Source organism: Nocardia abscessus (assembly GCF_015477775.1).
Lineage (GTDB): Bacteria > Actinomycetota > Actinomycetes > Mycobacteriales > Mycobacteriaceae > Nocardia > Nocardia abscessus_A.
Map to the genome: position 1 here is coordinate 232,947 of NZ_JADLQO010000014.1, position 21,060 is coordinate 254,006.

At 69.1% G+C, this 21,060-nt stretch carries 17 protein-coding genes and 1 rRNA gene; 7 read left to right on the forward strand and 11 right to left on the reverse strand.

Annotated features, from left to right (window positions below; all coding sequences use genetic code 11):
• Positions 1-47: 47 nt before the first annotated feature.
• Entirely contained in the window at positions 48-2,093 is a 2,046-nt protein-coding gene (locus IU450_RS29880) for an ATP-dependent DNA helicase (RefSeq protein WP_195153066.1), read from the forward strand.
• A 162-nt stretch (positions 2,094-2,255) separates the two neighbouring features.
• Here the strand turns inward: IU450_RS29880 and IU450_RS29885 are convergent, their stop codons facing one another.
• The 4 genes from IU450_RS29885 to glgP all read right to left on the reverse strand — a co-directional run bounded on the left by IU450_RS29885 (position 2,256) and on the right by glgP (position 7,530).
• Positions 2,256-2,651: a RidA family protein gene (locus tag IU450_RS29885; RefSeq protein ID WP_195153067.1), complete on the reverse strand. Its 396-nt coding sequence runs from the start codon at positions 2,649-2,651 to the stop codon at positions 2,256-2,258.
• A gap of 141 nt (positions 2,652-2,792) precedes the next feature.
• Positions 2,793-3,326: a DoxX family protein gene (locus tag IU450_RS29890; RefSeq protein WP_195153068.1), complete on the reverse strand. Its 534-nt coding sequence runs from the start codon at positions 3,324-3,326 to the stop codon at positions 2,793-2,795.
• 163 nt (positions 3,327-3,489) lie between these two features.
• Positions 3,490-4,851, reverse strand: coding sequence for an NCS2 family permease (locus IU450_RS29895; RefSeq protein ID WP_324197876.1), 1,362 nt, complete (start codon positions 4,849-4,851; stop codon positions 3,490-3,492).
• A gap of 105 nt (positions 4,852-4,956) precedes the next feature.
• A complete protein-coding gene (gene glgP, locus IU450_RS29900) occupies positions 4,957-7,530 on the reverse strand; it encodes an alpha-glucan family phosphorylase (protein ID WP_195153069.1) in 2,574 nt (857 codons plus the stop codon).
• 294 nt (positions 7,531-7,824) lie between these two features.
• On the opposite strand from glgP, the gene IU450_RS29905 reads away from it, so the two are divergent.
• The 4 genes from IU450_RS29905 to glgB all read left to right on the forward strand — a co-directional run bounded on the left by IU450_RS29905 (position 7,825) and on the right by glgB (position 13,338).
• Entirely contained in the window at positions 7,825-8,268 is a 444-nt protein-coding gene (locus IU450_RS29905) for a hypothetical protein (protein WP_195153070.1), read from the forward strand.
• Positions 8,269-8,442: 174 nt separating this feature from the next.
• A complete protein-coding gene (locus tag IU450_RS29910; RefSeq protein ID WP_195153071.1) occupies positions 8,443-9,084 on the forward strand; it encodes a LysE family translocator in 642 nt (213 codons plus the stop codon).
• Positions 9,085-9,184: 100 nt separating this feature from the next.
• A complete protein-coding gene (locus IU450_RS29915) occupies positions 9,185-11,188 on the forward strand; it encodes an alpha-1,4-glucan--maltose-1-phosphate maltosyltransferase (protein ID WP_195153072.1) in 2,004 nt (667 codons plus the stop codon).
• Positions 11,185-13,338, forward strand: a complete 2,154-nt coding sequence (glgB, locus tag IU450_RS29920) for a 1,4-alpha-glucan branching protein GlgB (protein WP_195153073.1) — start codon at positions 11,185-11,187, stop codon at positions 13,336-13,338. Before IU450_RS29915 ends, glgB begins: the two co-directional genes overlap by 4 nt.
• A gap of 376 nt (positions 13,339-13,714) precedes the next feature.
• Here glgB and IU450_RS29925 read toward each other — a convergent pair whose 3' ends face one another.
• The 3 genes from IU450_RS29925 to IU450_RS29935 all read right to left on the reverse strand — a co-directional run bounded on the left by IU450_RS29925 (position 13,715) and on the right by IU450_RS29935 (position 17,096).
• Positions 13,715-14,563, reverse strand: coding sequence for a tetratricopeptide repeat protein (locus IU450_RS29925; protein WP_195153091.1), 849 nt, complete (start codon positions 14,561-14,563; stop codon positions 13,715-13,717).
• A 61-nt stretch (positions 14,564-14,624) separates the two neighbouring features.
• Entirely contained in the window at positions 14,625-14,993 is a 369-nt protein-coding gene (locus IU450_RS29930) for a DUF3817 domain-containing protein (protein ID WP_416382917.1), read from the reverse strand.
• A 924-nt stretch (positions 14,994-15,917) separates the two neighbouring features.
• Positions 15,918-17,096 (reverse strand): acetyl-CoA C-acetyltransferase, encoded by a 1,179-nt coding sequence (locus IU450_RS29935; protein ID WP_195153074.1) that lies wholly within the window; start codon positions 17,094-17,096, stop codon positions 15,918-15,920.
• Between the two features lie 129 nt (positions 17,097-17,225).
• Between IU450_RS29935 and mce the strand changes: the two genes are divergently transcribed.
• Complete coding sequence (mce, locus tag IU450_RS29940) at positions 17,226-17,699, forward strand: methylmalonyl-CoA epimerase (protein ID WP_174554448.1); 474 nt, start codon at positions 17,226-17,228, stop codon at positions 17,697-17,699.
• An 86-nt stretch (positions 17,700-17,785) separates the two neighbouring features.
• Positions 17,786-18,787 (forward strand): hypothetical protein, encoded by a 1,002-nt coding sequence (locus IU450_RS29945; RefSeq protein WP_062971743.1) that lies wholly within the window; start codon positions 17,786-17,788, stop codon positions 18,785-18,787.
• A 183-nt stretch (positions 18,788-18,970) separates the two neighbouring features.
• Here the strand turns inward: IU450_RS29945 and IU450_RS40190 are convergent, their stop codons facing one another.
• The 4 genes from IU450_RS40190 to rrf all read right to left on the reverse strand — a co-directional run.
• Positions 18,971-19,276: an ATP/GTP-binding protein gene (locus IU450_RS40190; protein ID WP_228835294.1), complete on the reverse strand. Its 306-nt coding sequence runs from the start codon at positions 19,274-19,276 to the stop codon at positions 18,971-18,973.
• Positions 19,277-19,323: 47 nt separating this feature from the next.
• Positions 19,324-20,013, reverse strand: a complete 690-nt coding sequence (gene nucS / locus IU450_RS29950; protein WP_181720009.1) for an endonuclease NucS — start codon at positions 20,011-20,013, stop codon at positions 19,324-19,326.
• A gap of 37 nt (positions 20,014-20,050) precedes the next feature.
• Positions 20,051-20,782, reverse strand: coding sequence for a rhomboid-like protein (locus IU450_RS29955; protein ID WP_195153076.1), 732 nt, complete (start codon positions 20,780-20,782; stop codon positions 20,051-20,053).
• Positions 20,783-20,945: 163 nt separating this feature from the next.
• A 5S ribosomal RNA gene (gene rrf / locus IU450_RS29960) occupies positions 20,946-21,060 on the reverse strand; the annotation flags it as partial.

Genomic DNA, 21,060 nt, shown 5'->3' on the forward strand with positions numbered 1-21,060 from the left:
CTCGGCGACCGGGCAGCTCTGTCGGAGGCGCCGAGTAGGCTGCTCGCGTGCCCGAACTGCCGCCCGTTTCCGACCTTTTGGCCACCGCCGTGCAGGCCCTCGGCGGCAAGGAGCGCACCGGGCAGGTGACGATGGCCGCGGCGGTGGATCACGCGATCGACACCAAGGAGCACCTCGCGGTGCAGGCCGGGACGGGCACCGGCAAGTCGCTGGCGTATCTGGTGCCGAGCCTGCGCCACGCCGTGCGCACCGGCCGCACGGTGGTGGTCTCCACGGCGACGATCGCGTTGCAGCGTCAGCTGGTCGACCGCGATCTGCCCCGGCTGGCCGAGGCGTTGAGCACCCCGCTGGGGCGCACGCCGAAGTTCGCGATCCTCAAGGGCCGCAACAACTATCTGTGCTTGAACAAGATCAACAGCGCGGTGCCCGACGAGCCTGCCGAGGCGGAGCTGTTCGACGCGTTCGCGATCTCCCGCCTCGGGCGCGAAGTGCAACGGCTCAACGAATGGACCTCCGACACCGAGACCGGCGACCGGGACGAACTCGCTCCGGGCGTGAGCGACCGCGCCTGGCGGCAGGTCAGCGTGTCCTCACGGGAGTGCCTGGGCAAGTCGCGCTGCTCGTTCGGGCAGGATTGCTTCGCCGAGCGCGCGAGGACCGAATCGGCTCAGGCCGACGTGGTGGTGACCAACCACGCACTGCTCGCCATCGACGCGATCAGCGGCATCCAGGTGCTGCCCGAACACGACGTGGTGGTCATCGACGAGGCGCACGAGCTGGTCGACCGGGTCACCGGGGTGGCCACCGCCGAACTGGCCTCCTCCGCGATCAGCGCGGCCGCCCGCCGCTGCGCCAAGCTCATCGACGAGCAGGAGGTGGATCGCCTGGAGGGCGCCGCCGAGGCATGGCACACCGTGCTGGAGGAGCTGCCCGCCACCCGCTGGGACACCATGCCCGACGGTGTCGCCCCGGCGCTGGCCCTGATCCGCGATGCCGCGTGGAACGCGCGCACCGCACTCGCACCGCAGGGCAGCAGCACCGCACAGGGCGATCCGGAGACTTCCGCCGCCCGCAACATGGCGCTGGCCGCGATCGACGAGGTGCACGACAGCGCGGTCCGCGCGCTGACGGCGTTCGACGAGCCCGACCCGGCCGCCCGGCGCGACGTGATCTGGCTGGCCGCCGACGAGATCCGCGGCGTGGCGCGCCGTTCGCTGCGGATGGCGCCGCTGTCGGTGGGCGGGCTGTTACGCAGCAGGCTCTTCGGCACCGCCACCGTCGTGCTGACCTCGGCCACCTTGCAGATCGGCGGCTCGTTCGACGGGCTCGCGCTCACCTGGGGCCTGCCTGCCCAGTCGGGCAATCGCACCGATCCGGCCACCGCGAACGGCGCGCAGGCGCCCTCGGACGCCGACACCGTGCGCTGGAGCTCGCTCGACGTCGGCTCGCCGTTCGACCACGCCAAGTCCGGCATCCTCTACGTCGCCAAGCACCTGCCCGCGCCGGGCCGCGACGGGCTGGCGCCGGCCTACCTGGACGAGATCGAGCGGCTCGTCACGGCGGCGGGCGGACGCACCCTCGGCTTGTTCTCCTCGATGCGCGCGGCCCGCGCCGCCACCGATGCGCTGCGCGACCGGTTGCCGACCCCGGTGCTGTGCCAGGGTGACGACTCGACGGGCGCACTGGTCCGGAAATTCGCCGACGACCCGGAGACTTCCCTGTTCGGCACGCTGTCGCTGTGGCAGGGCGTCGACGTGCCGGGGCCGTCGCTGAGCCTGGTGATTCTCGACCGCATCCCGTTCCCCCGCCCGGACGATCCGCTGCTGGCGGCCCGGCAACGCGCCGTGGAGATGCGGGGCGGAAACGGGTTCATGACCGTGGCCGCCAGTCACGCCGCTCTGCTGCTCGCCCAGGGCACCGGCCGCCTGCTGCGCAGCGTCGACGATCGGGGCGTGGTCGCGATCCTCGATTCCCGCCTCGCCACCGCACGCTACGGCGGATACCTGCGCGCGTCGCTGCCGCCGTACTGGGAGACGGCCGACCCGGAGGTCGTGGTGAAGGCGCTGCGCAGGCTCGCCGCCGCCACGGTGTGATACCGAACACACCTCCCGGCATCTACTTCCAGACGGAAGTAGATTATTGGTCGGTACTTCGGTGTACCCCCAATTCCCACACCGAATGTATCGGCCGGTCCCCGCGCCAAGCCCTGCACGCGGCGCGGGGCCATCACTTGGCCCCGGCCCGGCACCGGTAGCTCAGCCGCGCACGGCCACCGCGTCGACCTCGAACAGCATGCCCGGCAGCGCGAGCGCGGCCACGCCGGTCAGCGTCTGCGCGGGCGGCCGCTCACTCCAGATCTCCGCGATCTTCTTGCCGAGCACGGCCAGCTTGTCCAGGTCGTGGTCGACGATGTGCGTCCGCAATTGCGCCACGTCTGCGAAGTCCAACCCGGCCGAGCGCAGGGCGATTCCGAGGTTGGCGAACGCGTTGTCCACCTGAACCGCGAATTCTGTGCTGGTGGTGTGCCCCTCGGCGTCCGAGTCGTACTGCCCCGCGATGAACACCAACTCACCGCGCGCCACTGCCACGTGGCTGTAGCCGAACCCGGTCGGATCGTGCAGATCACCGGGATTGCTGATTTCGACGCCCATCGTTTCTCCTCGCTCGGTCGACAAGTGCTGCAACACCACGACGACGATCCAGCAGTCCGCGGTGTGACATGACGAAGGACACAAACGACCGCGGCGCGGCGACCGAAGTCACCGCGCCGCGAATTCGGCTGTGCCGCAGGCTCAGAGCGCCCACTTCAGGATCAGCGTGAGCACGGCCGTCACAACCGCGAGAATCAGCGCGCCGACACCCCACACGAATCCGTGACGTCCCCAGGGACGACCGGCGTCCAACGAGAACTTGCCGGGCCCGGTGAAGGGCAGCGCCGCGCCGACCACCGCGAACAGCACGCCCATCTCGTAACCGCCCAGCAGCCCACCGGCCCAGGTGGCGTTGATCGCGTTGATCATCGTGCCCAGCACGATCGCCCCCGCCAGCGGCGTCAGCAGGCCGAGCAGCAGGAGCAGCCCGCCGCCGAGTTCGGTCAGGCCCGCCAGCGTCCCGAACAGCTTGCCCGGGTTGTAACCCATCTGCTCGAAGCCGTCGGCGTTGGCCTGCAGGCCGGGCCCGCCCCACCAGCCGAAGAGTTTCTGCGCCCCGTGCGCCGCGAGCAAGCCGCCGAAGACGACTCGCACGATCAGCAGGCCGATGTCGGTGGCGATGCCGTCCAACTCGGTGTTCGTGCTGCGTCGTTCCAGTACGGATTTGATGGTCATGCTGGTCCTCATCCCTGCAAGTCGTTCCCGGACATGATCGTTAGCTCCGCGAAGAAGCGGACTACGGTCCGATTATTTCATCAAGAGGCCCAACTGCCCAACCCCTCGGTCTTATTCCACGGTCGGACGGGAAGGATGGTTCAGCGCGCAAGCAAGCGGAAAGTTACTCCGCGAGGAAGAAGAAGTAGCCGAGGAACACCAGCATCAGGGCCCACATCGCCGGATGTACCTCCCTGAACCGGCCTTTCGCCGCCATGACCACCGGGTACAGCAGCATGCCCATGGCCAGGCCGTTGGCGATGGAGTACGTCAGCGGCATCATCACGACGGTGATGAACGCGGGAACGGAGTACTCCAAAAGGTTCCAGTCGATCTGGCCGAGCGCACGGGCCATCAGGATGCCGACCACGATGAGCGCGGGCGCGGTCACCTCGCCGGAGCCCGCGACCACCGCGAAGATCGGATAGCAGAACATCGCGACGAGGAACCAGCCCGCCGTGCCGACCGCGGTCAGCCCGGTCCGGCCGCCCGCCGAGACGCCCGCCGTCGATTCCACGTAGGCGGTCGTGGTCGAGGTACCGATCACCGCGCCCGCCATGGTGCCCACCGAATCCGCCGCCAGCGCGCTCGCGGCCCGCGGCAGTTTGCCGTCCTCGTCCAGTAGACCGGCCTGGTTCGCGACGCCGATCAGGGTGCCCGAGGCGTCGAAGAAGTCGACGAACAGCATGGTCAGCACCACCACGGCCATCTGGCCGGTGAACGCGTCGGGCAGATGGACGATGGCCTGACCGAAGGTCTGCTCGAGCCCCTTCGGCGCGGCGAACACGCCCTTGGGCAGATCGACCAAACCGCTGACGATGCCGACGATCGTGGTCAGCACGATGCCGTAGAGCACCGCGCCGTGCCATCCCCGCACGAGGAACACCACGGTCACCAGCAGCCCGAACAGCGCGAGCAGCGTAGTGCCCTTCGTGAAGTCACCCAGCGTGACCAGCGTCGCTTCGCTGTTCACCACGATCCCGGCGTTCTTCAGGCCGAGGAACGCCACGAACAATCCGATGCCTGCGCCGACCGCGAGCTTCAACTGCATCGGAATGGCATCGAGAATGCGTTCGCGGACCTTCGTCACGGCGAGGACGAAGAAGATGACGCCGGACAGGAACGTGCCCGACAACGCGACCTGCCACGGAATCCCCATGCCGAGCACCACCGTGTACGCGAAGAACGCGTTGAGCCCCATACCCGGCGCGAGCGCGATCGGATACCGGGCCCACAATCCCATGACCAGGGTGCCGAACACCGCCGCGACGGCCGTGGCGGTGAACACCGCCTGCATGGGAATGCCCTTGTCGCCCAGCGCTCCCTGATCACCGAGCACCGCGGGGTTGACCGCGAGCACGTACGACATGGCGAGGAACGTGACCGTTCCCGCCATGAGTTCGCGCTTGACGGTAGAGCCGGCCGACCGGATCCCGAAGTACCCGTCGAGGCGTCCTCGGGTCCGGTGCAGAACGTCGGTGACCATGGGTGACTCCAGTCGAGAACGATTCGGGCGTGCCAGGGCACGGTAGCCGACGGTTCACTACCAGGGGCAACTCGCGACGGCCGCTCGTGACCAGCGCCACCGGCCTCAGGCGCTCGGGGCGGAGACCAGGCCCAGCTCGGCGTCGGAGGCCAGCAAGTCGTTGTGCGGCAGCACGCGCACGGTGTAGCCGACCGCGCCGGAGAGCGGGACCGGGGTGTCCACGGTGAACAGCTCGGCGCCGCCGTCCGACCCGCTGTGCGTCATCGGGACCGTCGTGGTGTCGGAGAGGTCGTCGGTCGCCGACACCCGGCCGAGCACCGCCTGCACCACCACGTCCGACACGCTCAATCCGCCGAGCTCGACCCGCGCGGCCAGTGCCAGCCGCGCGCCGATCACCGGCGTATCCGGCAGGCCCGCGCTGTCCACCTGGATCACCTTCACCGAGGGCCACGCCGACTCCACCCGGCGCCGATACTCGGCGATGGCGCCCGCGACCGCGAAATCGTCGGCCGTCGCCCGCTGATACGCCGCGGCGGCGGGAGCGTAGTACTCCACCGCGTAGTCGCGGACCATCCGGGAAGCCAGGACCTTCGGTCCCAGGGTCTGCAGAGTGTGGCGGACCATCTCGACCCAGCGCACCGGCATCCCGGCGGCGTCGCGCTCGTAGAAGCGCGGCGCCACCGCACGCTCGAACACGTCGTAGAGCGCGGCTGCCTCCAGGTCGTCGCGGCGGTGTTCGTCACGGACGCCCGCCGCGGTCGGAATGGCCCATCCGTTCTCGCCGTCGTACATCTCGTCCCACCAGCCGTCCCGGATGGACAGGTTGAGCCCGCCGTTCAGCGCGGATTTCATGCCGGAGGTGCCGCATGCTTCCAGCGGGCGCAGCGGGTTGTTCAGCCAGACGTCGCAGCCCCAGTACAGGTAGCGAGCCATCGACATGTCGTAGTCGGGCAGGAAGACGATCCGGTGGCGCACCTCGGGATCGTCGGCGAAGCGGACCACCTGCTGGATCAGCGCCTTGCCTCCGTCGTCGGCGGGGTGGCTCTTGCCCGCCACCACCAGCTGCATCGGCCGCCGCGGGTCCAGCAGCAGGGCGCGCAGCCGCTGCGGGTCGCGCAGCATGAGGGTGAGGCGCTTGTAGGTCGGCACCCGGCGCGCGAACCCGACGGTCAGTACGTTCGGGTCGAAGACACCGTTCACCCAGCCGAGTTCGGCTTCCGCCGCGCCACGCTCCAGCCAGGACGCGCGCACCCGGCGGCGCACCTCGTCGACGAGGATGCCGCGCAGGGTATTACGGGTCGACCACAGCTCGGTGAGATCGATGTCGCGCAACCGCTCCCAGCCACGCGACTCCTCGACCAGTTCCGCGCCGATGTGCTCGCGCGCCTTGTCCACCCATTCCCGCGCGGCCCAGGTGGTGGCGTGCACACCGTTGGTGACCGAACCGATCGGCACCTCCGCCGGATCGAAGCCCGGCCACAGCGAGGCGAACATGGACCGGCTCACCTCGCCGTGCAGTTTCGAGACGCCGTTGGCGCGCTGCGCGAGCCGCAGACCCATGTGCGCCATATTGAAGACGGAGGGATCGGCTTCCCGGCCGAGCGCCACGATGCGGTCCACGGAAAGGCCGGGCAGCAGCGCCGATTCGGATTCGCCGTGCGCGCCGCCGAAGTAGCGCCGCACCATCGGCATCGGGAACCGATCGATGCCGGCCGGAACCGGCGTGTGCGTGGTGAACACCGTGCCCGCCCGCACGGCGGCCAGCGCGGAATCGAAATCCCTTCCGGCCGCGACGAATTCGCGGATGCGCTCGACGCCGAGGAAACCCGCGTGACCTTCGTTCATGTGGAACACGTCGGGATCGGGCAGTCCGGCCGACGCGGTGTACGCCCGCACCGCGCGCACCCCGCCGATGCCCGCCAGGATCTCCTGGCGGATGCGATGCTCCTGGTCGCCGCCGTAGAGCCGGTCGGTGACCGCGCGCAGCTCGGGATCGTTCTCGGCGATGTCCGAGTCGAGCAGCAACAGCGGAACCCGGCCGACCTGCGCGATCCACACCCGCGCACGCAGGACCCTGCGGTCGGGCATGGCGACGTGGATGAGCACCGGCGACCCGTCGGAGGTCAACGCCCGCAGCGGAAGGCCCTGCGGGTCCAGCGCGGGATAGTGCTCGGCCTGCCAGCCGTCCGCCGTCAGGGACTGCCGGAAGTAACCCGAGCGGTACAGCAAGCCCACACCGATCAGCGGTACGCCCAGGTCGGAGGCGGCCTTGAGGTGGTCACCGGCCAGGATGCCCAGACCGCCCGAGTAGTTCGGCAGTACCTCGGTGACGCCGAACTCCATCGAGAAGTACGCGATGCCGCGCACCCCCTCCTCCCCCGCCCTGCGCTGGAACCAGCCCGGTGCCTCCAGGTAATCGCGCAGGTCCGCCGCCGCCGCGTCGACCCGAGCGACATAGCCGGGGTCGGCGGCCAGCTCGTCCAGCCGCGCCGCGGGTACCTCGCCGAGCATCCGGACCGGATCGTGCCCCATCTCCTGCCACCGCCGCGGATCCAGCGCGGCGAACAGGTCCTGCGTCGGCGGGTGCCACGACCACCGCAGATTCGTGGCGAGCTCACCCAGAGCGGCCAAACGCTCGGGCAGATGGGCACGGACGGTGAATCGACGCAATGCCTTCATTGGGTAGAAACTACACGGCACCCGCGGCACCCGCCCCGCCTGACCACGACCCGGAACAACCTTCCGACCAGCGTGTTTCGTGATCGAGCGCGCCGAAGAAAGCCGCGCGCCCGATCTTGCGTAACGCCTTCTACCGTCACGGAACGGCCACACGACGCGCCCGGCGCCGTCGTTCCCGCTACCCGATCGAGACCCGCGCTCGCTTGTGAACTCCGGAACGCGGGGCAAACCCACAAGCTGTGCGGACCAACCGGCCGCACCAACCGAATCAGTACGGGAGTGATCGAGATGTGGATGACTGCACACCCAAATCGCGCCCGCGATTTGCGCTGGTCGCGCGCTGGAGCGGCCATCACGGGCTTCGGAGCCGTCACGGCTGCACTCGTTCTCGCCGCACCCGCCGCCGGGGCTGCCGTCACTACGGCGACGGCGAACTCGGCCCAAGGTATGAGTCTCGGCTTCGGGAACTACGGCACCAACTGCCAATACCGGGTGACGGCCACGGTGGACAACATTCCCTCCGCCGATTCCGTCCAGTTCTCCGACAGCGCCGCGGGCACCTTCTCCCCGAACCCCGCACCGGTGAGCGGCAACCAGGCCACCACCATCTGGATACCTGACGCGACCGGGCAGCACACCATTTCCGCTGTGCAAGGCACCAGCCCGGCTTGGACCTCGTCGGTGATGACGGTGGGCAACGGAATCAACCTCGGCATGGCGTGCGTGGTCCTGCCGTAGAGCTCGATGTGCTTCGGAGCGGCAGAGTGAGCACCCAGGTGGCCACGCGCGCACAGCTCTCCAGCCGTGGCCGCCCGGGCCCCTCCCGGTCTCCCGGCCCGTGAATTGCGATCGGCACCGAGGGGGTGCCGGAAATGTGTGGCCTGAGCAGGGCCGAGGTGACAGCATCGGCTGATGCCGCATTGGGTCGAGGTTCTTCCGCAATTCCTGCCGGCCTGCCTGCTCCTGGCCGCACTGCCGGGGCCCGCGACCGCCCTGTTCTTGCAGCGCGCTGTGCGTGACGGGCGCACCGCGGGTCTGGCAGCGGTGGCCGGGAACGAAATCGGCGTGCTCGGTTGGACGCTGGCGGGCGGGGCGGGGCTGTCGGTGCTCCTCGTCGCGAACCGAGCCATGAACACGGCCGTCCACGTCATCGGCGCGCTGGTTCTGATCTGGCTCGGCGTGCAGGCCTGGCGAGGGGCGCGCGGCGGCGACGAGTTCGGCAGTGCGATGACGAAGATGCTCCCCGCGGGTCGCACGCCCGCGGCCGCCTTTCGCGCCTCGCTGCTCTCGATCGCCGCCAACCCGAAGGCGGCGGTCTTCGGGTTGACGATCCTTCCTCAATTCCTGCCGTCCGACGGTCCGGTGCTGCCGACCGTGGTGATCCTGGCGCTCATCCAGTTGGTGGTCGACACCGCCTGGTGCGTGGGCGTGGTCGTGGTCGCCGACCGTGCGGGCGCCCTGCTGCGCCGCACCGGCATCCGGCAGCGGGTCGAACGCGCGCTCGGCGCGCTCCTGGTCGCCCTCGGCCTCGGCCTTGCCGCCGACGCGCGCTGACCCGAACACCCCAGCTCAGCGATCGGCGCGGCGAGCCTCGGCGGCGAACGAAAAGCTCGCTGATCCGATCCGCACGTCCGGCTACCGGTAGGTTGGTCCCGTGACCGGCCGCATCGCTATCGATGACACTGCCCCGTCCATCCCCGGCGGCCGGCCCGCCAAAGCGGTGGTCGGCGAGGTTTTCCCCGTGCGCACCGTGGTGTGGCGCGAGGGGCACGACGCGGTCGCCGCCACACTGGTCGTCCGCGCGCCCGGCGCGTCGCGACCGATCCGCATCCGCATGACGCCGGACTACGAGCCCGACGTCTTCAACGCGACCTTCACCCCGAACGCGCCGGGCGCGTGGACCTACCGCATCGAAGGCTGGAGCGATCCGATCGCGACCTGGCGATCGGCGATCGAGGCGAAGCTGTCCGTGGGGCAGAGCGCCGCCGATCTGGCCAACGACCTGGAATTGGGCGCCCGCCTGTTCGAACGCGCGGCCCAGGCCGTCCCGAAGCGACAGTTCGAACGCTTGCGCGCGGTCGCGGCCGCCCTGCGCGGCGACGACCAACTGCCCGCACGGGTGGCTCCGGCGTTCACCGAGGAGGTCGCCGAGATCTTGCGCGCCACGCCGCTGCGCGACCTGGTCACCCGCGGGCCCCAGCACACCGTCCTGGTCGAGCGGCACCGCGCGCTCTACGGCTCCTGGTACGAGTTCTTCCCCCGCTCGACCGGCGGACGCGACGCCACCGGCAAGCCGGTCCACGGCACCTTCGCCACGGCGGCCGGAGAACTTCCGCGCATCGCCGCCATGGGCTTCGACGTGGTGTACCTGCCACCGATCCACCCCATCGGCGAGGTCAACCGCAAGGGCCGCAACAACGCGCTCACCGCCGAGCCGGGCGACGTCGGCTCGCCGTGGGCGATCGGCTCGCAACACGGTGGCCACGATGCCGTGCACCCGGAATTGGGCACCGAAGCCGAGTTCGCCGAATTCGTCACGGCGGCACGGCGGCTCGGCCTCGAGGTGGCGCTCGACCTCGCCTTGCAATGCGCGCCGGATCATCCGTGGGTGCGGGCGCACCCCGAATGGTTCACCACCCTGCCCGACGGCACCATCGCCTACGCGGAGAATCCACCGAAGAAGTACCAGGACATCTATCCGGTCAACTTCGACAACGATCCCGACGGCCTGTACGCCGAAGTGCTGCGCGTGGTCCGGCACTGGATCGCGATGGGCGTCACCATCTTCCGCGTCGACAACCCGCACACCAAGCCCGCCGACTTCTGGGAGTGGCTGATCGCGAACGTGCGGCGCGCCGACCCGGACGTCATCTTCCTGTCCGAGGCGTTCACCCGGCCTGCCCGGCTCTACGGGCTGGCCCGGCGCGGATTCAGCCAGTCCTACACCTATTTCACCTGGCGAGTGGCCAAGTGGGAGCTGACCGAGTTCGGCAACGAACTCGCCGCCAAGGCCGACGAGGCCCGTCCGAACCTGTTCGTGAACACCCCGGACATCCTGCACGAGAGCCTCCAGCACGGCGGACCGGGCATGTTCGCCATTCGGGCCGTCCTGGCCGCCACCCTCGCACCGACATGGGGCGTCTACTCCGGTTTCGAACTGTTCGAGCATCAGGCGGTGCGTCCGGACAGCGAGGAGTACCTCGACTCGGAGAAGTACGAGCTGCGGCCGCGCCCGTTCGCCGAAGCGCTCGCGCGCGGCGAATCGCTGGAGCCCTGGCTGACCAGACTCAACGAGATCCGCCGCGCGCACCCCGCCCTGCAACAACTGCGCTGCCTGCATTTCCACCACGTGGACAACGACGCGCTGCTCGCCTACTCCAAGATCGACCCCGCCAGTGGCGACGCGGTGCTGGTCGTGGTGAACCTCAACCCGTACGGGGCCGAATGGGGCATGCTCTCACTCGACCTGCCCGCGATCGGCCGCGAGTGGCACGACCATCCGGTGGTGTACGACGAGATCAGCGGCGAGGAATACCACTGGGCGCAGACCAATTACGTGCGGTTGGACCCCGCGCGCGCCGTCGCGCACATCATCACCTTGCCTCCGGTGTCACAGCAGGCTCGCACGGAGCTGGCCTACCGCAGGACGCTGCGATGAAACGTCGCGACCTCATGCTGCTCGCGGCAGGCACCCATGCCGACCCGCACACCGTGCTCGGCGCGCATCCCCATCCCGACGGCACCGCCGTCCGAGTGCTGCGCCCGCACGCGGAAACCGTGGCGGTGCGCGTCGGCGGCGTCGACCATGCGCTGAAGTCCCTGGGCCACGGCGTCTTCGCGGCGGTGCTGCCGTACCCGGAGATCATGGACTACCGCGTCGTGACGACCTATCCCGGCGGACAGACGATCGTCGGCGCGGACGGCTACCGCTTCCTGCCCACGCTCGGCCCACTCGATCTGCACCTCATCGGAGAAGGTCGCCACGAGCGCCTGTGGGACGTGCTCGGCGCGCACCCGCGCCGCTACACCACCCTCGACGGCGACGTGTCGGGCACATCGTTCGCGGTGTGGGCGCCCAACGCGCGCGGCGTCACGGTGATCGGCGATTTCGACGGCTGGCGCGGCCACACCGCGCCCATGCGCGCGCTGGGCTCGTCCGGGATCTGGGAGGTCTTCGTTCCGGACGTCGGCCCCGGCGCCAAATACAAGTACCGCGTGCACGGCGCCGACGGGCGGACCGTCGACCACGCCGACCCGCTGGCTTTCGCCACCGAACACCCGCCTGCGACGGCCTCGGTGGTCACCGAAAGCCATCACGTCTGGGACGATCGCGCGTGGCTCGAGCGTCGCGCGGCCACCGACCCGACCCGTGCCCCGATGAGCGTCTACGAGGTGCATCTCGGTTCGTGGCGGCCCGGCCTGGGCTACCGCGAGCTGGCCGAGCAGCTCGCCGAGTACGTGCGGGCCGCCGGATACACCCACATCGAATTGCTCCCCATCGCCGAGCATCCGTTCGGCGGGTCGTGGGGTTATCAGGTCACCTCCTACTACGCCCCGACGGCGCGATTCGGTTCCCCGGACGACTTCCGCGCGTTCGTCGACCGCATGCACGCGGCGGGCATCGGCGTCCTGCTGGACTGGGTCCCGGCGCATTTCCCGCGCGACGAGTGGGCGCTGGCCCGCTTCGACGGCACCCCGCTCTACGAGCACGCCGACCCGCGCCGGGGCGAGCAACTCGACTGGGGCACCTTTGTGTTCGACTTCGGCAGGCACGAGGTGCGCAACTTTCTCGTCGCCAACGCCCGGTACTGGATCGAGGAATTCCATATCGACGGCCTGCGCGTCGACGCGGTCGCCTCCATGCTCTATCTCGACTACTCCCGCGCCGACGGCGAGTGGGAGCCCAACGTGCACGGTGGCCGGGAGAATCTGGAGGCCGTCGACTTCCTGCAGGACCTCAACGAGACCCTGCACCGTCACCATCCCGGCGTCGTGACGATCGCCGAGGAGTCCACCACCTGGCCCGGCGTCACCCGTGGCACCGACGTCGGCGGTCTCGGCTTCACCATGAAATGGAACATGGGCTGGATGCACGACACCCTCGGGTTCCTCGGCCGCGACCCGGTGCACCGCTCCTGGCACCACAACGAGGTCACCTTCTCACTGGTCTATGCCTGGAGCGAGAACTACGTGCTGCCGATCAGCCATGACGAGGTCGTGCACGGCAAAGGCACCCTGTGGACCAGGATGCCGGGCGACGATTTCGCCAGAGCAGCGGGCGTGCGGGCGCTGCTGGCCTACATGTGGGCCCACCCGGGCAAACAGCTGCTGTTCATGGGCCAGGATTTCGGCCAGTTCCGGGAGTGGTCGCACGATCGCGGACTGGACTGGCAGGAACTGGACAATCCACTGCACCAGGGCATCAGCACGCTGGTGCGGGACCTGAACGCGGTCTACCGCGCCCACCCCGCCCTGTGGAGCCAGGACACCACCCCGGGCGGCTACGCCTGGATCGAGGCGAACGACCACACGAACAACGTGCTGGCCTTCCTGCGCCACGGCTCCGACGGCTCCGCGGTGGCCTGCGTCTACAACTTCTCCGGGGCGACGCACGACGGATACCGGGTCGGCCTGCCACACATGGGCCGCTGGCTGGAGATCCTCAACACCGACGCCGCGGACTACGGCGGCTCCGGCCTCGGCAACCTGGGCGAGGTGACGGCGACCGACGAGCCGTGGCACGACCGACCGGCCTCGGCCGCCGTGACGCTCGCGCCGCACAGCGCGGTCTGGCTGCGCCCCGCCTAACGACTCACAGGCCGCTTCGAACCCGTCAACAGCACCGAACGTGCGCCCGCTCCGCCGAGCACCTGCACGGCGAGCCAGTTCCGCGTACGCGACCCGGAGCACGTGTCGCAGGCGCTCCACGTCAGGCGCGGCGGATGGACCGACAGCGCGGCCCGACCGAGAACCGGGTGGGCATCGAACAGCAGGTCCACTCGCTCGGAGTGATCGAGCAAGGTGCGAGGGCATGCAGCTCACGGCTGACCAGCTCGCCGCGCCCCGCGCCAGGAACGACCGTGCGAGTGGGGGGAAGCCGCGGCGATCCAGTTCGCGACCGCGCCGCGCGGTCAACTCGGTCGCGCGGTGAACTCAGTGCGGTGAACTCAGTCGCGCGGCAACCTCAGTACAGCGCGGCGGCCAGCTTGCGGCGTGCGGCCACGACGAACGGCTCGGCTTGGTCGAACAGCTCGAACAACTCGAGCAGCCGAGTACGCGCCTTGGTGCGGTCGTCGCCCGAGGTCCGCTTGACGACGGCGATCAACCGGTCGAAGGCCGCCTCGGGCCGCTGCTGGAAAAGTTCGAGATCGGCGGCCCGGATCGCGGCGTCGACATTCGACGGATCGGCGTCGGCGTCGGCGATGGCCGACTCCGGCAGTTCCTGCGCCCGAGCGAGGAACCGCAGCTGGCGCAGCGCGCCCTTGGCCTCCTCGTTCGCGGGCTCGGCGTCGAGAATCGCTTGGTAAGCGGCCTCGGCGCCGGCCAGGTCACCCTGCTCCAGCGCCGCCTCGGCCGCCGCGAAACGCGGGTCCTCGGCGGGCTGCTGCGGCTGCCCGCCGCCTTCCAGCTTGCCCGCCACCGCGTCGACCACCGCGTCCAGCCACTGCCGCACCTGCGGCTCCGGCTGCGCGCCCTCGAAATCGGCCAGCGGTTGCCCGGCCGCGATCGCGATCACCGTCGGAATGCCCTGCACCCGCAGCGCCTGCGCGATGCGCATGTTGGCCTCGGCTTCGACGGTGGCCAGGTCCCAGGCGCCTGCGTCGGCGGCCACCAGACGCTCCAGCGTCCGGACCAGTTCGACGCTGCCCGGGCTGCGCTGCGAATACAGCACGACCACCACCGGCACCTGCATCGAACGACGCAGAACCCTGGTCTCGAAATCGGCCTCGGACACCGCGTGGTCGCCGCCTGCCGCTGCGCCCGCGCCCCCCGCGGGCTGCTTCAGGCTGGACAGATCGACCGCGCCGGACATGGCGGCGGCGACAGCGGGCGAAGGACGGCGTGCGGCTGGTCGATTCACGACTTCCAGTTTGTCACGACGTGGCGGATGCGGGCGCCCCGGACTCGGCCGAACCGGCGACGCTCAGCTCACCCAGCTGACCCGTGCGCACCGCCCAGACCTCGAACAGCACCGTGCAGAACGGCGGGAGGCTGGACAGCAGCGCGAGAGCGGTGGTCTTGAGGTTCCAGCCCAGCTCGCGCGCCGCCACGATCGCGCTGATCACGAACAGCACGAACACGATGCCGTGCGTCATGCCGAACACCTTGACCGGCCACAGCACCGGCTCGGGAATCCGCTTGAACACCATGCCGATGATCAGCAGAAACCAGGAGATCGCCTCGAGCACCGCGATGAAACGAAAACGCTTGGCCACCGTGCTCAGGTCGAAGACATTGCCCATGCGCCCCATTCTGCCGGATGCACTACACACTGTCGTAGTGAGCTGTGTCTAATTTGCTGTGTCGTTTGGCCGCGCCTGCGGCGCTGGGTGTTCGCGGCCCCTTGGTGGCTCGCGTCCGAGCGGCCGCCGCTGGCGACTTCGTCGCGGACGCGGCGGCCGCTCGGACGCGAGCCGGGCCGCGAACGGACAATGCTCGGTCTCGCTTCGCTCGAAACCTGTGGTCGGGCTGTGGTGGTCGCGTAGGGCGGTGACCTGCGGCCCCGAAGTTCGCCGTCCATGAGTGGCCAAACGACCGCTGCTGGCGACCTCGTCAACGACACAGCGATCTTGCGCGCGGGAACGGCACACATTTGATCTCGCTCTACCCAAAACCCGCAGCCGAGCCGACGCAACCATGCACAGCGGCGATGACACGCGGGACACGCGGGACACGAGAACTCACCGCAGGCGGGAGCAAACCACTGCTGACGACCTCGTCACCGACACAGCAATCCCCGAGATGCGCGCCGGAACGTCACCACTCGACATCGCTCCACCGAAGCTCGCAGCCGAGCCCACGCAACCATGCACAGCGGCGGTGACACGCGGAGCACAAGGGTTCACCTCGGCGGGAGGCAATCGCTGCTGTCGACTTCGTCACCCGCACAGCGATCACTCCCGCGTATGCGGGTCGAGAAGGGGCTGGGCTAGGTCTCGCTCCGCCCGAAAGCTGCGGCAGGTCCGACGTGATACGTGGGCGGTTGGGGGGTCGCAGATCACCGCGTAGTTGGTGCGGCGACCACTGCTCGCGACACTGCTGCGGGCATGTCGTACCGGCCGCACGCATTGCCGGGACACGGCGTGTAGTCCGGCGGGACGACCGATGGCCGCCCATGTCGGGGCGGCCATCGGTTGATGATGCGGCGCGGGGTCGTCCCGCACTGGTCAGACGCGGACGATGAGGGCGTCGCCCTGGCCGCCGCCACCGCAGAGGGCGGCCGCGCCGACGCCGCCGCCGCGGCGCTTCAGCTCGAGCACCAGGTGCAGCAGGATGCGGGCGCCGGACATGCCCAGCGGGTGGCCGATGGCGATGGCGCCGCCGTTGACGTTCACCTTCTCCGGGTCGATGCCCAGCTTGCGGGTGGACGCGATGCCGACCGCCGCGAACGCCTCGTTGATCTCCACCAGGTCCAAGTCGGCGGGCGAGATGCCCTCGCGCGCGCAGGCTTTGGCGATCGCGGCGGCGGGCTGGTCCTGCAGCGTCGAGTCCGGGCCCGCGACCACGCCCGCGGCGCCGATCTCGGCGATCCAGCTCAGCCCGAGCGCCTGCGCTTTCTCCTTGCTCATCACGACGACCGCGGCGGCGCCATCGGAAATCTGCGACGCGGTGCCCGCGGTGATCGTGCCGTCCTTGCGGAAGGCCGGGCGCAGCTTGCCCAGCGACTCCACCGTGGTGTCGGCGCGGATGCCCTCGTCCGTGGTCACCAGCACCGGATCGCCCTTGCGCTGCGGCACCGCGACCGCGACCACCTCGTCGTCGAAGACGCCGTTCTTCCACGCCGCCGCCGCACGCTGGTGCGAAGCCGCCGCGAACGCGTCCTGGTCCTCCCGGCTGATCCGGTCGGTCTCGTTGCGCTGCTCGGTGAGCGCACCCATCGCCTGGTCGGTGAAGATGTCGTGCAGGCCGTCGTAGGCCATGTGGTCGCGCAGGGTCACGTCGCCGTACTTGAAGCCTTCCCTGCTCTTCTCCAGCAGGTGCGGCGCCCGGCTCATCGACTCCTGCCCGCCCGCGACCACGATCTCGTACTCGCCCGCCCGGATCAGCTGGTCGGCGAGGGCGATCGCGTTGATGCCGGACAGGCAGACCTTGTTCAGCGTCAGCGCGGGCACGTCCATCGGGATGCCCGCCGCCACCGCCGCCTGCCGGGCCGGGATCTGCCCCGCGCCCGCGGTGAGCACCTGGCCCATGATCACGTAGTCGACCTGGTCGGGCGCGACACCGCCCTTCTCCAGCGCCGCCTTGATGGCGAACCCGCCGAGTTCGGAACCGCTGAAGTCCTTCAGACCCCCGAGCAGCCTGCCGACCGGGGTACGCGCACCGGAGACGATCACGGAAGTGGTCACGACGAGCCTCGCATTCGTAGATCGGACCTGCCCGCGCCCACCCGCGAGGTAGCGCGAGAGCAGGTGTTCTACTCAACGGTAGCGGGTGTGGCCCGCGCGACCGGTGCCAGGTCGCGCTACTTTCGAATGGTGAGCAACGTTATCGAACAGTCATCGTTCATCCCCGCGGACTACGTGACCGCGGTCGACCACGTCGGCATCGCGGTGCCGGACCTGGACGCCGCGGTTGCCTGGTACGCCGAGAACCTCGGCATGGTGGAGACCCATCGGGAGGTCAACGAGGCCCAAGGCGTGCACGAGGCGATGCTGTCGCTGCCCGGTGCACCGGATCGCGCCACCGCTCTGCAGTTGCTGGCCCCGCTCAACGCCGAGTCGACCATCGCGAAGTTCATCGACCGTAGCGGGCCCGGCTTGCAGCAACTGGCCTACCGGGTGACCGACATCGAGGCCGTCTCCGCGTACCTGCGCGCCAAGGGTCTGCGTTTGCTGTACGAGGCGCCACGGCATGGAACGGCGGATTCCCGCATCAATTTCATTCACCCGAAGGATGCTGGAGGTGTGCTGATCGAGTTGGTCGAACCGAACGCGAATGTTACGCACTAGTATCGACGTCAGGTCGGGAAAACTCGTTGGAATGACATTCGCAGTCGAGTCACCATCGGCTGTCTTCAGGCTGTAGTTTGTGTGCCATGTCGTCACCCGAGTCCGATCGCAATCGCTTCGTTGCACTGCCCTTCACCGTTGTGCGCAAGGGTTATGCGCAAGACGAGGTGCGTAATTACTTCGACCGCTTCGACGCGGAACTGAGAGTCACCGCCACCGACCGCGATGCCGCTGCGGCACAAGCACGTAACCTCGCGAGCCAGCTGGAAGACGCGCGCGACGAGATCGACGAACTCCGCAAGGAGGTCGACCGACTCTCGGTGCCGCCGACCACCGCGGAAGGCATGTCCGACCGCATCTCCCGCATGCTCCGTCTCGCCTCCGACGAGGCATCCGAGGTCCGTGCCCTGGCCCAGGCCGAGGCAGCGGAGATGGTGTCGATCGCCGAGCAGCAGGCCACCGAGATGCGTGGCAAGTACGAGTCGCTGCTCGCGGAGACCAAGGAGAAGCGCGAGGCGCTCGAGATCGAGTTCGAGCAGACCCTCGCGAACGCACGCACCGAGTCCGCCAAGATCATCGAGGCCGCCCAGGCCGAGGCCGACCGCATCGCGAAGGAAGCCGACGCGAAGCGCAAGGCCACCCAGCAGGACTTCGAGGCCACCATGGCCGAGCGTCGCACCAAGCTCACCCGCGCCATGGAGGAGCTGGAGGCCACCAGCCGCGCCGAGGCCGCCCAGCGGATCAAGGACGCGACCGACGAGGCCAACCGCCTCATCACCTCCGCCACCCAGACCTCCGAGCGCAAGATCGCGCACGCGAAGGAACTGGCCGAGGAGATGCGCGTGCTGCGCGGCCGCGTGCTCGCCCAGCTGCTCGGTATCCGCGGTCAGCTCGACTCGGTGCCCGCGATGCTCGCCGCGGTCAACCGGGAGAGCGAACTGCTCGACGGTGTGCCGGATCAGCGTAAGTCGATCGGCGGCAACACCAAGTCCGTCACCGGCTCGCGTCAGAAGGCGATCCCCGAGGTTGCCACCGAGGACGAGGACATCGACTCGGACGAGCGCGAGAGCGCCGACATCAGCAACTGACGTCGGACCGACGGCACAGCAGCAATCTCAACCGAATTCACCGAAGGCCGCCCCTCACCAGGGCGGCCTTCCCTAATTCCGCACCCAGCAGGATCTACCGTAACGCTCGATTCGTCCAGCCGGTGTAGAGGTCCCCGACCCTATAGCCCTTGCGGTGGCGTCTCGGGGGCGCGACTCGATGCGTCAGGACCACCGACGAGTGATTCGGCGGGTCCGGCGCCCGGTCCAGCAGCCGCGATGCCAGTGCCTGCGGTCGTCTTCTCCGCCGTATGCCGGCCAAGCGACGATATGAGCGACCCCGGGTGGGATCTCGTGGTCGCAGCCGGGGCAGCGATAGGTCTTGATGGCACGTGCGCCGGGGACGGCGCGCACCACATAGGTCTCGTCCCCGTCCGGACCTGACTCGGTCCGTCCGAAGATGTCCCCCAGTGCGCCACCCGACCACGAGTGATCAGCATGGCGATCCGAACGCGGCTTCCGGCGGGGCATGCGACAAGCGTATTACTCGCCCACGCGAGCCCCGCACAGCCCTGAGTTCAGAAGAGGCGGAATTCGTTGCTCTCCGTGCCACGCAGGGCGTCGTAATCGAGTGTGAGACAGCGGATGCCGCGGTCCTCGGCGAGCGTGCGCGCCTGCGGCTTGATCTGCTGGGCGGCGAAGACGCCCACCACCGGAGCCAGCAGCGGATCGCGGTTGAGCAACTCGAGGTAGCGGGTGAGTTGTTCGACGCCGTCGATCTCACCGCGCCGTTTGATCTCGACCGCCACCGTGCCGCCGTCGGCATCCCGGCACAGCAGGTCCACCGGTCCGATCGCGGTCATGTACTCGCGGCGGATGAGCGTGTAACCGGCGCCGAGGGTGTGCACGTGCTCGGCGAGCAGCTCTTGGAGGTGGGCCTCCACTCCGTCCTTCACCAGACCCGGGTCGACGCCGAGCTCGTGGGAGGAATCGTGCTCGATGTCCTCGATGGTGATGCGGAGTTCTTCGCCTGCCTTGTTGGTGACGACCCAGAGCGCCTTCGCGCCGTCCGGGAGCTGGGCGTCGCCGTTGCGTTCCTCCAGCCGGCAGGGTGGGCTCATCCAGTTCAGCGGCTTGTACGAGCCGCCGTCGGAGTGCACGAGCACCGAGCCGTCCGCTTTCATCAGCAGTAGTCTGCGGGCCATCGGAAGATGGGCGGTGAGTCGCCCTACGTAGTCGACCTGACAGCGAGCAATCACTAGGCGCACCCAAGCACTGTAGGCGAGCGCCCTTCGGCGGCTGCCGTCAGCCCATGAGCAGAATCGCCGCGAGGATCGCGCTCATGGCGAGCAGGGCGTTCTCGACCCGCGTGAGCCGCCGAGCGACGGCCGCCCCGGGCCGGGTCGTGAAGAATCCGACGGCGGCGCCGATCGTGAACGCCACCAGGTGTCCCACGTGGGTGAAGGTCTGCCCGATCAGCACGCCCTCGACCGCGACGATGAACCACAGCGTGGCCCAGGCGATCCGCCACCGGTACGGCACCGCGGCCACGAGCGCACCGATGAGCGCCATGGCGCCGTAGCTCACGCCGACGTCTTCGGCCCAGCGGATGCTCGCAGGCACCCACCCGGCTTCCACACCGATCCACAGGCCCGCCGCGACGAGCACCGTGGCACCGAGGTGACCGGCCAGAAAGACGCGCACCGAATGCAGCGCGCCGAAGCGCAGTTCCGCGAGGGCGAGCAGACAGGCGAGCAGGGGAATGATGACCCAGGCCCCCACGACGTCGCCGATCACGAACGCGCTGGCCAGCAACGTCCCGATACGACCGCTCAGGAGGTTGTGCAGATTCGTGCTCGCGTGCAGCACCATCCTCGTCTGCGCGGAGTCACTCAGCACCGAGAAGACCACCGAGACGACGATCAGGCCCGACAGGTACACAGCCGTGGCGGGCAACCTCGGCGACCACCATCGTGATCGCGTCGGTGTGCTGGGGTCGAGCGCCGCCGACCGAGTCGGCGTCGTCACGACGGTCATGCATACCTCCGTTGTTCGCGCGGGCAGTGCCACACCGCCAACCATTCTCGGTCTCCGCGCGCTACGTCCTCTCGAATTTCTCTGCGAATTGCTACTGAACACAATTCTACCGATCAAACGACGAAAGGCCCTCGACTGTGTCGAGGGCCCTTCGTGAAGGATGTTCCGGCGGTGTCCTACTCTCCCACACCCTGTCGAGTGCAGTACCATCGGCGCTGGCAGGCTTAGCTTCCGGGTTCGGAATGGGACCGGGCGTTTCCCTACCGCTATGGCCGCCG

Excerpts from the sequence above, each read along its gene's own strand:
- IU450_RS29885 (WP_195153067.1), bottom strand. The coding sequence starts at position 2,651 with ATGGGCGTCGAAATCAGCAATCCCGGTGATCTGCACGATCCGACCGGG.
- IU450_RS29890 (WP_195153068.1), bottom strand. The coding sequence starts at position 3,326 with ATGACCATCAAATCCGTACTGGAACGACGCAGCACGAACACCGAGTTG.
- IU450_RS29895 (WP_324197876.1), bottom strand. The coding sequence starts at position 4,851 with ATGGTCACCGACGTTCTGCACCGGACCCGAGGACGCCTCGACGGGTAC.
- glgP (WP_195153069.1), bottom strand. The coding sequence starts at position 7,530 with ATGAAGGCATTGCGTCGATTCACCGTCCGTGCCCATCTGCCCGAGCGT.
- IU450_RS29905 (WP_195153070.1), top strand. The coding sequence starts at position 7,825 with ATGACTGCACACCCAAATCGCGCCCGCGATTTGCGCTGGTCGCGCGCT.
- IU450_RS29910 (WP_195153071.1), top strand. The coding sequence starts at position 8,443 with ATGCCGCATTGGGTCGAGGTTCTTCCGCAATTCCTGCCGGCCTGCCTG.
- glgB (WP_195153073.1), top strand. The coding sequence starts at position 11,185 with ATGAAACGTCGCGACCTCATGCTGCTCGCGGCAGGCACCCATGCCGAC.
- IU450_RS29925 (WP_195153091.1), bottom strand. The coding sequence starts at position 14,563 with ATGTCCGGCGCGGTCGATCTGTCCAGCCTGAAGCAGCCCGCGGGGGGC.
- IU450_RS29930 (WP_416382917.1), bottom strand. The coding sequence starts at position 14,993 with ATGGGCAATGTCTTCGACCTGAGCACGGTGGCCAAGCGTTTTCGTTTC.
- IU450_RS29945 (WP_062971743.1), top strand. The coding sequence starts at position 17,786 with ATGTCGTCACCCGAGTCCGATCGCAATCGCTTCGTTGCACTGCCCTTC.
- IU450_RS40190 (WP_228835294.1), bottom strand. The coding sequence starts at position 19,276 with ATGCCCCGCCGGAAGCCGCGTTCGGATCGCCATGCTGATCACTCGTGG.
- IU450_RS29955 (WP_195153076.1), bottom strand. The coding sequence starts at position 20,782 with ATGACCGTCGTGACGACGCCGACTCGGTCGGCGGCGCTCGACCCCAGC.